Genomic DNA, 14,875 nt, shown 5'->3' on the forward strand with positions numbered 1-14,875 from the left:
TTCATACCATTAGGTCGCTATTGATTCTACGCGTTCTCGCACACTGGGCATGATTCTGCGACTGACGGGAATTGTCCCTGCATCGGTGAGTGTCAAAACGCCAACCCCCGATTTTTTCCGTTCTATTTTTTCGATCAATGAGGTATTTACAATGTACGAGCGATGTACGCGTAAAAAGGAGGAGGGCAAAATATTTTCTAGTTCAGCCAATGTTTCGTTATGTAATATTGTGCGCTTGTTCGTTAGTATCAGTTCAACGTAGTCACCTGCACCTTTGCAGATAGCAATGTTTGAAATCTTAACGAGCTCAGTCGTGCTAGCTCCCCTTACAGTCAGGTAACGGCTTTCTTCCTGCGATTGGTTTTGATCAATGATTAACTGTAATTTGTCGGCCCGCGCCTTTTCCTGTGCGCTTTCAAGGCGTTCTTCTTCCGATATTTTCAATTGTTGAATAAACAGAAAGAATACAAATGCAGAGACGAAATAGAAAAAATAGATATCTAGAAAATCGTTCGGTGCCCAAATAAGCGTACTTATGTATATCAAAAGTGCCGCCGCTAAAATTGGGGCATTCGTGCGTTTTTTAAATGCGTATAGGCAGCTAACGACAAGACTCGCTATGCATGGAAAACCAAGAGCAATGGCTGATTTATAGTCAAAGCCCTGAACAGTGAAAATAGCCGTCAATGTTAGTACACTGATTCCAGCGAATAGCAGTCGTCCGAATCTGGCATTTAGGGAGTAAAGAATATAACCAAATAAGCAAAGACCAAACCCTAGCGACATAAGTAGGATTAGAACGAGGCGCACGTCGTGGAAGGGATAGGCGTAGGTGTAAAAAGCGCGCATCACTTCAACACAGAGTTGACCCGCGCTAAACACGGCCGTCATTGGCAAAAAGAAATAGGGCGCTGGACGTGTTAGTTTCAGTCCTAAGATTCCAAAGTAGGCCGCACCCAACAAGAGAATTCCGAGCGGGATTAAAGAGGGCCAATAGTGTTTCAGCAGTAACAGCTTTGGTGAACTGTAATCGTCAATAGAGAGTTGATGTAAGGGCGCACCCAAATTCAGAAATCCATGATGCGCGGACATTCGCAATACAAGCTCATTATTGCCTTGTCTCAACAAACTGGGAGCGACATACGCCACAAAATCCATCTTGCCGGGGTTCTCGAACTTTTTGTCGGTAGACGGGTCACCATTTTTTGCCACCAACGTGCCGTTAAGATAAATGTGACTTGATGCCTTTCCTGCCCAAAATAAGGCCATTGGCTTACTCTCTATTGAGCTGTCAGGAGAATAGACGAGATTCGCTTTGACCCAAATCTGCCTGTTTTGTGGTTTGAGCGTGTAGAAACTAGACTCTTCACAATTCGGATTTTTGAAGTCCGGAATTCGATGATCGTTCGATAGGCTAGGACACACTATCATGAGCGTACTGATGTGGTGTTGGGCAAAACTGGGTGGAGCGATGAAGCTCAGTATGAACAGCAGTATCAGAGACAAAAATAATGTTTTTAACATTGAATAAATAATAGTCGTATTTTTTGTTATTTGCAGTCACCGTTCACCGAGAATTAGGTTCCGTTCAACGGTAAGCGGCTTACCTAATCGTGCCGCTTAGCGAAAAAGCATGCCCGTTGCCGTATTTCTTATCGAAGTAATTCAAGTGGCGATCTAATCTACCTTTGTGCCAAGCGATTTAAAGTATGAGGCTTATCGGAAACGTCAAACGCTTTTCAAGATCGAATGGTTGAAGACCAATGTATTTTAGATTAACTCTCAAAAGGTAGCATGCCATGTTCAATAAATATTTAGTCCTAGTATTTTCAATCTTTGTTATGTGCGAAGCAGTTGAGGCAGAGGAGGCCATCGTGTTCGAATCAGCGTCCGGTAAAACGACTGCTGCGTTTGCTGGAGAGTTTTATGTGCCTGAAAATCGCGGTGAGCCTGATAGCCGCAAGATACCCATTCGTTACGTTAGATTTCCTTCGACATCTAAAAAACCCGGCGCGCCGATCGTGTACCTCTCTGGAGGGCCTGGAGGATCGGGGATTCAAACGGCCAAGTACCGGAGGTTCTCTCTTTTTATGGAAATGACTAAACATGCCGATGTGATTGCATTGGATCAAAGAGGGACTGGAAAATCAAATGACATACCTCACTGCCAGTCAAATGTCGTAGTGCCACTGACTGAGGCGACTACGGATGAAGCTTACTTTGAACTTCAGAGACTTGCCTTAGAGCAATGTTTAGGCAAATGGAAAAAACAGGGTGTTGATATTCACGGATACACGACAGTCGAAAGCGCCAGAGATTTGGAGGATTTAAGAATTCACTTAGGCGCCAAAAAGATAAGTTTATGGGGAATTTCGTATGGTAGCCATTTAGCTTTAGCCGCACTGAAATACATTGGTGATAGCATTGATAGGGTTATGATTGCCACGGTAGAAGGGCTGGATCAAACCATTAAAATGCCGGCACGAACAGATGCGTACTTTGATCGTTTACAGGAGGCGATTAATAGCGACAGCAAACTCAAAGAGCAGCTGCCAGACATCAAATCTCTCGTTCGAAGAGTGCATTCTCGGCTTGATTCACAGCCATTACGTTTGAATGTGCGTTCAGGTGAAGACGAGGTGGAGGTTTTACTCGTCAAAAGGGACTTACAACAAATGCTGGCTGCGACTATATCTGACCCCGACGGAGCGCTAAGAATGTTGCGGTTGTATCTCGCGGTTGAACAAGGTTACACGGCCCCGTTAGCCGAGGTAATGCAAAGATTTGGTGACGTTACTGCACCAATTAGTTTTCGAGCTATGCCGGTAGCGATGGACTTGGCTTCAGGGCAAAGTGAGGCTCGTTACGCGGAAATAATGTCGCAGGCGAAGACCTCTCTATTGGGAAGCTTTTTGAATTCAAGCATTCATTTGACTGGCGCAATACCAGGTTTGGATTTGGGCGAAGACTTTCGCTCTGCGCCGGTAAGTGACATTCCCACCTTAGTGCTGCGAGGAAGTCTAGACGGTAGGATCTATCCCTTAAGCCAATTGGAGGCAACGTCAGGTTTGAAGAATCGACAGGTGGTGGACGTGATAAACGCCGGTCATAATCTTTTTATGACCTCCCCAGAAGTTGCACAAACCATGAATGAGTTCATGCGTGGAGAAGCATTGACTAAAACGACGATTAACGTTGATTTGCCATGGTAGGAGGTCTCTGAATAAGTCTGATGGGAGGAGCTCTTTTGATCGAGCGTCTTCAACGTTCCTAGGAGCTCCCTTGTTATTAATTCGCTTGATCAGAGAGTTTGGGCGATGGCATTAGCTATGACCCTATATCCTGTTCCGTTCGGATGGCCATCGTCGTTTTCAGGGTATAAAGAGTTAAGCGTTGCCGCGTTTTTCATGCTTGGTAGTAAATCAATAACCACGAATCCTCTCTCATTAATGACCGAGGAGATTTCATTTCGCATGATTGATTCGGCACGATCTTGGGTTCTAATTGGATCAAATGTGGTTGCGCTGAGTGCCTCTCGCGCCAGATCGTAGTAGACAGACTCCTTGGTGGGTAAAATTAAAAATACACAATCATAGGGTTGTGCTGAACATTCCGTCATCATCCGCTTTGTGTCGTTGGTTGCTCGAGACATCCCCAGTTTGATCTCATCTTCTTCATGAGGAAAGCGGCGAGGAGTAAGGACTGTATTTATGTGCTTAAAATGTAGCGGTATTAACGCTGTATTTCCCTGATTAGTTGTCATTGACTTAAGGCGGTATGCTAGCCGAGAGAGGTTAAGCTTTGTCACCTGATAGAGCATGCTATTTCTAGATAAGTACTCTCTAACCAAACCGGCCCAACCTTGAAAGCGTGAGGGAGGTTGGATCGTTGGACTTTGTGCTCGCTTTTCGTTGCCTATTTGCTTTCGGTAGAGGTCATTCCCTAGGTAAATGGCGATATATACCGTCTTAGGCTTTAATTGATAGGCTTTGTGTTTAAGTAGCCACTCGTAGTCAGAGGTGCCGAACCCGCCCAGTGCTAAGTTGTAGACTTTTTTTCCAGACAAGCGTTGTAACCAAGAAGGCCATGACTCATCAGCTGTCGCTGCAACGCCATAGGTTAACGAGTCGCCAATCGTTAATATTTCAGTGCTGATTGGAACGCGCTCGTTCCTGAAACCCCAAGCGTCGTGGCCTGAGCTGTGAGGTTGGATTGCATGACGAAGGTGAGGGTGTGAAATGAGGGTCGGTCTAAGGTAATCGATTTCTTCAAATGCGATTCTCATAGTACATTCGCCAATGACAATCATCGTTGCCGATGTAAATATAATTAAAAGTAGGTTTTTGATATTTGCCCTGATTGGTTCCTAACCATCAATAATGTATTCATCCAGCAACGGGACTTCTTATTACCCGACCTAGGTAATCACGTTCTAAACGGATCAGAAGTGTTTACTTAGGAGTCGCCTAGTTTTTAGACTCGTGTAGAGTTTAATTCATTTTAATACGTACAGATAACTGATTTTGATTACTTTCTGAACTAGTGATCACGTAAATATTAGCCAAGTTAGTCTGTCTGTGACGCCTAAGTAGGGAGATAGATCTCTGTGATTGTCTGATTGTATTTGCTTCTTATGAGCGTCGACAACGTCAACTTGAAACGATTCATTCTCACCCGTCCTCAAGACTGATGCAGTTGATTGTTCGTGATTCCATCATCCAGCATCCACCTGTAAGTTTGGTGGAATTATGTGTGAACTGTGAGTATTGAGTGAGTTAAGTAGTCAGGCGATCAAATTAACTTTGTTTTGAGATAGCATGCTTGGCATGTTATTTGAAATCAAAGAATCATGAGCCAAGCTGCTGTTTACCGGGTAAGTTTGGCTTACCTAATATTGAACTCATTCGAGATGACCATTGACGGTCAGATTAGCGAAAGGGGTACTCACTCGAATGAGTTCGATTTTATGTTGTCAATGTTTTTGCAAACGCCTGTCGGCAACGATGGCCTAGGGCGCGACGGCTTGCATTATAAGACCGCAGAGCCAAGCTCCATAAGTTCCAAGTACGTAGCCGAAAACAGCGAGTAATACGCCAACTGGGGCAAGCGCTGGATGAAAAGCGGCGGCTAATACGGGCGCAGAAGCTGCGCCCCCAATGTTAGCTTTGCTTCCTATTGCTAAGAAGAAATAGGGGGCTTTGATGAGCAAACCAACCACCACCAGTAATACGACATGGAAGAGCATCCAAATCCCACCTACCGCGAATAGACCTGGGTGATCTCCTAACGTTCTAATGTCCATTTTCATGCCAATTGTGGCAACCAAAATAAAGATGAATATAGTCCCAATTTTGGAAGCACCGGCTCCCTCGTAGGTTCGGACTTTAGTAAAAGATAAGATAACGCCGATTGTGGTGGCGATGACAATCAGCCAAAAGAACTTTGACGTGAGACTAAATTTGGCTAATGCTGGCGCGTTTTCTTTGATCAAAGGAGCAATATTATCTGCGCCAAAATGCGAGAAGGCCGTCGCCGCAAATGCAACACCCAGCATAACCATTAAATCAGTCGTGCTTGGGTTTCGAGAAATGCTGTCACCATAAGCTTCCATTTTCTCCTGTAATCTGGTGACTGAACTCGAATCCGCTTTAAAGAAAGCATCGATTTTATCTTTCTTTCCAATTCCAATCAGTAAAAATGCCATCCAGACTTCGGCCACAATAATGTCCACGGTGATCATAATCCCGAACAGGTTGTCGCTTGGATTAAACACTTCGTACATTGCGGCTTGGTTCGCACCGCCTCCTATCCAGCTGCCGGCTACCGTTGTCATCCCGCGCCAAACAGCTTCGGGGCCGGCGCCACCAACTAAGCTGGGGTCAATCCAAGAGGCGATTAGTATGGCGAGTGGCCCCCCCAAAATCACGCCCACTGTCCCAGTTAAAAACATCACCAAAGGTTTATAGCCCAGCTTGGCAATTTCCTTCAGATCCACGCTTAGAGTAAGCAGAATTAAGCAAGCTGGTAGTAGGTACCTTGACGCAACAAAATAGAGGTTTGAGTTTTCTCCATCGACAATGCCAAAGGTATTTAGTAAGGAAGGCAAAAAATAGCAGAGCAAAAGCATGGGTACAAAGCTGTAAAATTTTCTAAGCTTTGTGTTGTTGCTATTAGACGTATAAAAAACAAAAGCGAGTATTGCCAACAGCATGCCGAAGATAACGGCGTCGTTGGTGATGAGTGCATGAGAATTTTCCATCGGGCAATCCTATCAGTGACGACCACTAGACTCAAATCTGTATCTATGCGTTGAGGTGTGTTGTAATCTTATTGACCATGAACAAGTATCTTAAATCGACACCCTTCATCGATTGGCGTAGCGAAAATGTTGCGGCATGCGCACGCTCATTATCAATTGGTCTGGAAAACAAAAACGATATTGCAAAGGTTTGTTTCGAGTATGTTCGAGATCAAATTTTTCACAGTGGCGATCATAAACTAAACCCAGTGACCACGTTAGCGTCAGAAGTTCTAACTCATAAAACAGGTTACTGCTTTGCAAAAAGTCATTTGCTAGCCGCCTTATTTAGGGCTAACGACATACCCGCGGCACTTGCTTATCAACGAGTTAGTCTAGGCGGGTCGAATTATGGCTTACATGGTCTAAATGCTGTTTACCTTAAAGAGCGTGGATGGAGGCTGATTGATGCTCGGGGAAATCGGGAAGACATTAACGTGGAGTTTTCGCTTGATAGTGATTGCTTTGCGTTCGAATGCGACGGTGAAGGCGAGATCAAGCGCAGCAGTCTGTATGCTGAGCCATTAGATGTCGTCACTGAAGTCTTATTACAGTCAACGTGTTGGAGAGACGTAGAAGGGAATTTGCCAGATTCAATCGCGATTGCGATTGAAGGGTAAGAATCCTTAATCGCTAAAGCTTAGGTGAACTTGTAATCTCATTCGCGTATACTCGCCGCCTGAAAAGGACTTCTATGAAGGGCCAACCACTTTGCTCTTTCAGTTGATTGTCCGATCTGGTTGTATCGATCCTGCTGCGGCTTTTAGTAATTAATAGATATATTGGGAATCTTTTAGGAATGAAAAACTTTCGCTTCGTTTTATTCGCTTTTTGCGCACTCGCTTTTTCTTCGGCTCAAGGCCAAGCATTGATGACGACTGGCTTTTCTCTGGCGGAATACCAAGAATCGTTGGTTACGGGGATGCCAATGAGACCCATTCAAGTGGCGCTTCCCGCATCGTTAGATCATCGATTAAGGATAGAGCCCAAATTTGATCAAGCGCAAACGGTGTCCCCTTATATTATTGGCGGGAGTAACGCGTCGAGAAGCGAATTTAGAGAACACGCTCTGGTTTTGATAACTGATGGTGGCACGAATATCATCGGCGTGTGTGGTGGGGCATTAATTGCATCAAATAAAGTGTTAACCGCCGCGCACTGTGCTCAATTTTCAGCTGGACGGTATTTTGTTATCCCGAGTTTCTATTCTTTCAATGATCAAATTACGGCTTCTGACTTGGTTCGAGTAAGTAGGGTCGCCGATCATCCGGGGTATCGCTCCAGTACCTCTGAGAATGATGTCGCTGTGCTCACTCTTAGCAGCAGCGCCTCTGGCAGCCTCGTAAAAGTTCATGTTGGCGATGATGAGTTTGTTGGGGAAACCGGCACCGTGATCGGCGCGGGATTAATTAGAACCAATCCCGCAACCAACCCAACGGTCATCCAGAAAGTGTCAGCGCCGATAATCACCAATAGTCAATGCAACAGCATTTGGAGTAGTTTGGCTGGCATTACCCCGATCAGAGAAAGCATGATGTGCGCTGGCTTTCGGAGTGACGGGCGAGGATCTTGCAGTGGTGACAGCGGCTCTCCCTTGTATTTGACGATAAAAGGGCAGCGGGTGGCTGTCGGCACGGTTAGCTTCGGATTGACTCGTTGTGAGTCTAATCGAGGAAATCAGACTTACGCAAGACTGTCTAAGATGACCGACTTTTTAAAGTCTGAATCTCCCAATACGCGGTTCGTAAATACAACTGAGAACGCTAATGTGGTCATGGCACCGATTTTGGGGCTGTTGCTCGACAATAATACGGAAACAACTGCTTCTGTTACGCCTCTAGTCAATCCTGATTCTTTTATCCCGTTTCCCGAGCTTCCGCCGATATCTGGCTCGGGCACGAATATTGTCATTGTGGCTCGAGGCAATGAAAAGGACACCCTTATTGGAAATCGAACTGTTACCTACACATCTACGGCTAATAGAATTGTTTATCAAGAACTCGGGCACGATGAAGTTAACTTCTTGGTTGATATTCCTGTTGGAACACTTGAGCTTTGGATAAGAACTCCACAAGAAGTGTTTCCCTATGATGATTTAGAACTTAAAACCTATCATCCGATTTCTGAGATATCTGTATTTGGTGACAACTCTTTACCAGGGCTTTTGTTTACTGATAATGGACATGAATGTAAAACTGAGGATGGACAGTTTACAATTTCACGAATGGTTAAAAATGATACCCATGGATATGATGTGATCGAGGGTTCTTTTGAGCAAGTTTGTGCTTCCACTGGAGGAAAAGTCAGAGGCCGTTTTAGATATGATGAGCAGTTGGGTGGTTAGTTACTAAGAGTAATTTAGGGCCGTATTGATAGCATAATTGATCACTTTTTCTCATGTTGAAGACGTAGTTCAACCTTTACTTTTTCTTTAGTGAAAATCGCTTTTTCAGCGTGAATGTTTTTGAGTCTCCACCCATTCAAAGAATCTCCCAAAGTCAGGCGAATTCTTTGCTTAGTGTGTTCGTCCACTAGCATTAGAGTTTTGCTGGTCTCAGCCAGACTGATTGCTGATATTCGGTAGCCGGTTAGTTCGCCGGATAGATGCCGTTGACGATACTTAGGGTTGAAAAGCCCTATTAACTCTGGGCTGGCCTTTGCTGAGGCTGTATTTTCGGATGTATAGTCTTGTGATGGAAGCTGAACATCGGGGAGATTTTTAATCGCTCTATCGGACGAATAGAGTGACAATCGTACCAGAGCCTCTAATTGTAATCTGTTGTTAATCTGACGCTTTCTTAACGATAAGGATTTAACTAATGCGGTGGGTCGAGATAACGTTAACTGGTTTAGCATCAGGCCAAAATTTTGAGGAAAAAGGTTAAAGCTAAGCTCGAGGTTGTGAGCTACATCTTGGTTGTCTAATGTTTGTTTATCCGGTTGCATCAAAGATAAATTTGCACTCGCAGATTCAAGTGCTTTCTTCGCTATGTCTTGCAGCGATTCGGCGGCTTCGGCTGGACTCACTTGCGTCAGAAAATACCCCTGAGATACCCAGTTGGACAATCGATTAGTGTCTGCATTTTGATTGGCAATCTTGGCATTTAGTCGCGTTTGTTGTTCTAATATTTTTTTCTCAATAGAAGAACTCTGATCTTGTAAATAAGCGAGCTGGCTGACCATTTTGTTGGTACTAAGCGCTATCATCAGGATAAGAAACACTAGTAAAAGGTAGGCGTATTTTGTGTTTCGTTGGTTCGTTAAGTGACTCATCGAACGGCCTCTGCATTTGAATCAATACCCTGTTTCTTTAAGGTATAGAAAGTTTTCAGTCGGTAGCGCTCAATGTTCTTTCCTGGAGTGGATGATATAGAACCAACGAAGTTGGTTCGAGTAAAGTTGTCGTTTTGTTCAAGAGACGTAAGCTGAGCCGCCGCACTGCTGGAGTTTGCGTCTAAAATAAGGACTAAATGTGATGCAGAATACTCAATTGAAATTTGTTCGAGTGACGTATCTTCATTAAGGCTGTTTGATGTCTCCTTAAGGGCTAAAGAAACTTGCTGCGCAAGAACTCCGTCCGGCGAAGTCAACTGACTTGGATAGGGGGCAACGGACGCCTGGCTACTGATTGCGTCGAGCCGATCTGAGTTCCTCTGTAGTCGCGTTTGCTCATTTCGAACTTGATTGTAGAGCACTGTTACCGTGAGGCAAAAAAGTAAAAATAGGCTGCTAAAGAATATCCTATGTGGGTGCTTTTCGTCGACAAAGTCAGGGAGAGCTACGAAAGCGTTACCATCACCATAAGGCAGCGCTAACCCACGTACGAGTAACTTTTCATCTTTTGCCTTACTTAATGCCATGTTCACATCTTGTTTTAGAACGGCCAGAATATGATTGTCTGAAATCGTAGCGTAGACCTCGTGCGGCATGAATGGGAAAGCAGACTGTATGATGTCATCAAGAGATGAACTGGCGCTATTTGGTGGATTAAGTTGGTCTGCCTTCAAGGGTGAAGGAATGGGCGCAGATAAGACGCTATCAGACGATACCTGAATGTAGTGGGGCTTTTTTGGATCGCTGACATTGACAACAGTTTGTTGGCTGACATCATATTTGGCTATATTGGTAATTCTCTTGCTGGGCCAGGGCGATTTTAAGCCTCTCCACCACCACGCTAAAAAATCATCGAGTTGTTGAATCATAATAAAAAGATGCTTAAGCAAGGCCTCTAAAGTTCTGCGACAAGTTCAAGCAGATCATTGTTTACATTGGATATTCGAATGATACGTGTTTTGGATTCTTTATTATCACCTACCTCTATCGTTGTTGTAACCCGATAAAAACCCGATAGACGATTACTGAACATAGGGTGATTAATCGCTCTTGATATTAGATCTGGTGTGCTCTTATCTCTCATTTCAATTAAGCTAACTAACTCAGTCTCTTTAAAATTGGGCAATGCCTTTAATAGTTTAGGGTTTGCAAGATACGGGTTGATCTGCCCACTCCCATTATAAAACGTTGCGTGTTGGACGATGGAATTAAATGCCTTGTCATCATCCTTTACGTGTTTTCGTAGCCATCTGAAATTTAAATTTTCATTATCTGAAGAGACTAAGTGTCTTTCATCATTGGTTAACGACCGCAGCGCTCGAATAGGACTTAGACTCAGCCCTAAGTTTTCAAATATGGCGTCGAGGTCGCTGTGATCTACTTTCGAAAGATCTATAAATGAAGATTCGTTTCGGATTACGACCTGCACAGGAAATAAAGGATTAGGGTAAATGAACCGATGGTTATTAATCCCCGATGCCGATACTTTGTCTTTTGGCTCCACAATGACTAAGGCGGCATATCTGAGTGCGGCGTCATGCAAAAGGTCGCTTTGTATTCGTTGAATATCATCAATGATGAGCTTTGTATTTGATAAGTATGCACGTGATATCGCAAGACTTAACACAGTCAATATGGCAGCGAACCACAATGCTGAAATGAGCGCGAACCCTTGAAGCCGTGTACGTAGATAACTCATAGCATCATGGGGTTGAAAATTCCCAGTAATGATCTTCATCGTTTTCGGTCCAGCTTACTTGTATTGAGTCCGGTTGCTTTTTTTGTTTCCAGTTAGATAGTCGTTGCCCGTTGTGTTGATAACTGAAGATCGCTGAATCTATTCCCGACAAGAGAATTGCGTTTGTTGAACCAGTACGAATAAGCTTATTTTGATGGATTGAAATTGTTAGGAATTTTTCATTCACGTAGTTAGGCGAATCATGTCCATCAAATTGGAATGTAAGACTTTGTGTGCTGCCAGAGATGGCCGCGTTAGAACGAATAAGTTGTCGTATCGTGCGGTGTGCAATTGCGTGCGAAGTCTGCTGCGCCGTGTGTTGTGCTATTTTTTTTTGACTCAAGGCAATGTTGAGTAGCGCTTGATACCCGAGGCCTATGAGCAGGGCAAACAAGGTGAGAGCGATCAGCATTTCGAGTAAGGTGAATCCTGATTGTCTTGCGTTTTGGCTATTCATTGCGGCCGAAACCTAGCTTCTGATGCTGACTCGCTCTGTTCTTGCGGTGTCAGTGCCGGTTCGTTATTCGAGCTAGACGGTTTGAAAATGAGGGTATGAAATTGTAGGCTGCGTGCGTCAAAAGACACGGTTAGGTCGGCGGAAAAAGCCTTGCCGTTTTTGATCTGGGAGATCAGCAATGTCCATTGAAATTGGTTCGAATAGTGGCCATAGTGAACTCCCTCAGTTAAATGATTTGTGTGCATTAAGGACGTCAAATGACCGTGGGCGAAATAGCTTGCTTGTTGATGCAGTCTAGTTTGATTCAGTTGAGTTAATCCCACGCCACTTAATTTCACGGCACCCGCTATCGCCAGAGTTAGGATCGATAACGCAATCACAAGTTCAATCAGTGTAAATGCGTCTTGTTGTTGTCTAATCCATCGCATTTAGACGCATCACACTAAAATGAGAAATTTCCAAGGTTTTGTAAAGACGAAAACAGACCATAGACGATGACTCCGATAACCGACCCCAAAATTATCACGAGAAGGGGCTCCATAATCTGTGCGAGTCGCGCGGCTTTTTCTGTCACATTTTCTTCCATCCGAGTTGCGACGTGTTCTAATGCCTTGGGTAATTCTCCAGCGAGTTCTGCGCTAAGAATACTGTGCGCATACAGCGGGTTGATTCCATGCAAGGCCGGAAAACACGAGCCGAGTGTCTGACCATTTCTTAAATTCGCTTCAAGGGCTGCGACTTGTTTTTGATGAGCCTCAATGCTGACACTTTGACTTGCTATTTGCAGTGCTTCGATTTGTCCAATTCCAGAGTCAAGTAGATTAGATAAGCTAAGGCTGAACCGCGAATAGTCAATTTCAGCGTAGAGCTCCTTTACATAGGGTGTATTAACAATAAGCCATTGGGATAGTGATTTTCCCTGCTTTTTTAGATAGGTATAGGCACCTAATACAATAACGCTGCTACCAAGTAACATCCAAGCCCCCCATTGTTCAAAGAAATACGCGGAGCTAAGGATCGCACGAGTCGCGAGATCCAGCCGTTCTGAATAACTTTCAAATAACTCAGCAAATTGAGGTATAACCACCGAAAAGATGATGATCAGGCTGATAAACATGACTGTGACCAGAATAGTGGGGTAGACAAGAGACGAAGTAACTTGTTTCTTTAGTTTGATGTCCCTGTCTAATTGTGAAGCCAGTCTAGATAACACGCTTGGTAAATTAGCGCTGGCTTCGCCACTTTTAACCATTCCTATAAAGTAGGACCCAAATAAATTTGGGTGTTGCCTAAGAGCCTCACTTAACGGTTGCCCGTCTAATACAACCGATAAAAGGTTACCGAGCGTGGCTTTAAAGAGTGTGTCAGGATGGTGCTGATATTGCAGTTCAAGTGCGGCATGAAGAGGCATGCCTGTCTTCAAAAGTATCGATAAATCTTGAGCAAAAGAGTGCGAGTAGTTCATTTAGACATAAATTCCAAGCACTCTATGGACTTCTTGCTCGGTGGTTAGGCCGTCACTCAAAAGTCGGTTCGCATCGGAAAGCATGGTCATACCATCTAAGAGCTGATTGTTTAGCTCGTTGACTGGCGTTTGCAATGTATGATGCTCTCTAAATGGTAAGTACTCAGCGACTACCGTTCTTCTCGAAAACCCGGTTCCGTTGCATTGTCGGCATCCATTTTCACTTACTGCGCAGCATTCCACGCAGGCTTTTCGAATTAATCTTTGGCCTAGTATTCCTCGCAATGAGCTGTCTATCAGAAAATCGGGTATGCCTAGGTTGCGAAGTCGCGCCATCGCGGCTATTGCTGAATTGGTGTGCAGTGTTGCAAGCACTAAATGACCAGTTAAGGCAGCTTGAGCCGCCAGCTGAGCCGTTTCTAAGTCTCTTATTTCCCCGACCATAATGACATCAGGGTCCTGTCTTAAAACTGATTTTAACGCAGCGGCGAACCCCACTCCATGTTCTTCGTCTACTTGTATCTGATTGGTGTTCCTAAGACTTATCTCAACCGGATCTTCGATAGTGATCAGTTTCAGTTCAGGCTTGTTTAGCATACTCAATAGCGAGTATAGGGTGGTGCTTTTACCTGAGCCAGTTGGCCCCGTGACAAGTATAAGTCCTTGGCGAAGATTGACATCATGAGTTAATCTATCAACCACACTTTGCCTGAAACCCAACTCCTTGAGAGGCGCTTCTCCGAGCTGAGCTTCAAGTATTCTTAGAACAATACTCTCGCCATTATGCAGCGGAAGTGTCGAGGATCTAAAATCCAGCGTTCGTCCGTTGGCCGGAAATTGAAAGCGACCATTTTGTGCCAGGCGTTTTTGGGTGACGTCTAATTTGGACATTAGTTTAAGCCTAGCGATAACACGAGGGCGATCGTCTTTAGAAAAATTCTGAACGGTCTCCAACAATCCGTTTACCCTAAACCGCACAACCAGTCCGGCGCTGGATGGTTCAAAGTGGATGTCAGATGCGCCACGGCTGACACCGCTTTGCAGTAATTTATGTATGTCCCGTATCAGTGGCGAGTCACTATCAAGGTCCGAAGGCGTGTCTTGATTTTGGACTGACGCAGCGCGCGTCGAATCTTGAGTGTCGCGATACAACTGGTTTAAATGCGACACAATATCGCTTCTAACTCCAATACAGGGTCGCACACGACAGTTTAGCTTAGCTTCAACTATCTTGATGATAAAGGTGTTACTTGGGTCGCTCATCACAAGATCGAGTGAACCATTGTTGATAGAAACAGGAATAGACTCATGATCTTTAAGAAAACGAGATAAGCCAACTGACTCAGGTAACGCCGATAGTGGAAAGTGATCACGATCCATCACAGAAAAGCCACTGATTGCATTGATACAGTGAACGAGTTCGAGCTCAGGAATGATACCGGAATTGATTAAATTACGAAGTTCACCTTGATTGGGTGCCGTAACGTCGGGAACATTTTTTACTTGTTCGAGAGATTTTAGCGATAAGGTATTTCTGGCTTCTAAAAGCTCAATGACGGCTAAGTTGAGTGCTTGATTCATTGC

General features: G+C 44.4%; 13 protein-coding genes. 3 read left to right on the forward strand and 10 right to left on the reverse strand.

The window, feature by feature from the left end; genetic code table 11:
* Window positions 1–9 precede the first annotated feature (9 nt).
* The gene (locus ABWW54_RS10110; protein ID WP_353412130.1) at window positions 10–1,524 is read right to left on the reverse strand and encodes a LytR/AlgR family response regulator transcription factor; all 1,515 of its coding nucleotides are present in this window, start codon (window positions 1,522–1,524) and stop codon (window positions 10–12) included.
* A 275-nt stretch (window positions 1,525–1,799) separates the two neighbouring features.
* Here ABWW54_RS10110 and ABWW54_RS10115 point away from each other — a divergent pair, with 275 nt between their 5' ends.
* Window positions 1,800–3,212: an alpha/beta fold hydrolase gene (locus tag ABWW54_RS10115; RefSeq protein WP_353412131.1), complete on the forward strand. Its 1,413-nt coding sequence runs from the start codon at window positions 1,800–1,802 to the stop codon at window positions 3,210–3,212.
* Between the two features lie 89 nt (window positions 3,213–3,301).
* Here ABWW54_RS10115 and ABWW54_RS10120 read toward each other — a convergent pair whose 3' ends face one another.
* Both ABWW54_RS10120 and ABWW54_RS10125 read right to left on the reverse strand, forming a co-directional pair.
* Window positions 3,302–4,285, reverse strand: coding sequence for an SGNH/GDSL hydrolase family protein (locus tag ABWW54_RS10120; RefSeq protein WP_353412132.1), 984 nt, complete (start codon window positions 4,283–4,285; stop codon window positions 3,302–3,304).
* Between the two features lie 723 nt (window positions 4,286–5,008).
* On the reverse strand, window positions 5,009–6,259 hold the full coding sequence (locus ABWW54_RS10125; protein ID WP_353412133.1) for a DUF819 family protein: 1,251 nt from the start codon (window positions 6,257–6,259) through the stop codon (window positions 5,009–5,011).
* 77 nt (window positions 6,260–6,336) lie between these two features.
* Here ABWW54_RS10125 and ABWW54_RS10130 point away from each other — a divergent pair, with 77 nt between their 5' ends.
* On the forward strand, window positions 6,337–6,918 hold the full coding sequence (locus ABWW54_RS10130; RefSeq protein WP_353412134.1) for a transglutaminase-like domain-containing protein: 582 nt from the start codon (window positions 6,337–6,339) through the stop codon (window positions 6,916–6,918).
* A gap of 179 nt (window positions 6,919–7,097) precedes the next feature.
* Window positions 7,098–8,642 (forward strand): S1 family peptidase, encoded by a 1,545-nt coding sequence (locus tag ABWW54_RS10135; RefSeq protein WP_353412135.1) that lies wholly within the window; start codon window positions 7,098–7,100, stop codon window positions 8,640–8,642.
* Window positions 8,643–8,683: 41 nt separating this feature from the next.
* Here ABWW54_RS10135 and ABWW54_RS10140 read toward each other — a convergent pair whose 3' ends face one another.
* From ABWW54_RS10140 to ABWW54_RS10170, 7 genes are read right to left on the reverse strand one after another with little or no spacing between them, the layout of a single operon-like run.
* The gene (locus tag ABWW54_RS10140) at window positions 8,684–9,571 is read right to left on the reverse strand and encodes a hypothetical protein (protein WP_353412136.1); all 888 of its coding nucleotides are present in this window, start codon (window positions 9,569–9,571) and stop codon (window positions 8,684–8,686) included.
* Window positions 9,568–10,500, reverse strand: a complete 933-nt coding sequence (locus ABWW54_RS10145) for a hypothetical protein (RefSeq protein ID WP_353412137.1) — start codon at window positions 10,498–10,500, stop codon at window positions 9,568–9,570. The genes ABWW54_RS10140 and ABWW54_RS10145 overlap by 4 nt, the downstream gene beginning before the upstream one ends.
* A 26-nt stretch (window positions 10,501–10,526) precedes the next feature.
* Window positions 10,527–11,369, reverse strand: a complete 843-nt coding sequence (locus ABWW54_RS10150; protein WP_353412138.1) for a pilus assembly PilX N-terminal domain-containing protein — start codon at window positions 11,367–11,369, stop codon at window positions 10,527–10,529.
* The gene (locus ABWW54_RS10155) at window positions 11,335–11,826 is read right to left on the reverse strand and encodes a PulJ/GspJ family protein (protein ID WP_353412139.1); all 492 of its coding nucleotides are present in this window, start codon (window positions 11,824–11,826) and stop codon (window positions 11,335–11,337) included. The genes ABWW54_RS10150 and ABWW54_RS10155 overlap by 35 nt, the downstream gene beginning before the upstream one ends.
* Window positions 11,823–12,254: a type IV pilus modification PilV family protein gene (locus tag ABWW54_RS10160; protein WP_353412140.1), complete on the reverse strand. Its 432-nt coding sequence runs from the start codon at window positions 12,252–12,254 to the stop codon at window positions 11,823–11,825. The genes ABWW54_RS10155 and ABWW54_RS10160 overlap by 4 nt, the downstream gene beginning before the upstream one ends.
* A 14-nt stretch (window positions 12,255–12,268) precedes the next feature.
* Complete coding sequence (locus ABWW54_RS10165; RefSeq protein WP_353412141.1) at window positions 12,269–13,291, reverse strand: type II secretion system F family protein; 1,023 nt, start codon at window positions 13,289–13,291, stop codon at window positions 12,269–12,271.
* Window positions 13,292–14,872, reverse strand: coding sequence for a GspE/PulE family protein (locus ABWW54_RS10170; RefSeq protein WP_353412142.1), 1,581 nt, complete (start codon window positions 14,870–14,872; stop codon window positions 13,292–13,294).
* Window positions 14,873–14,875: the final 3 nt, after the last annotated feature.

Source organism: Arenicella sp. 4NH20-0111 (assembly GCF_040366405.1).
In the GTDB taxonomy this organism is placed as follows: Bacteria; Pseudomonadota; Gammaproteobacteria; order Arenicellales; family Arenicellaceae; genus Arenicella.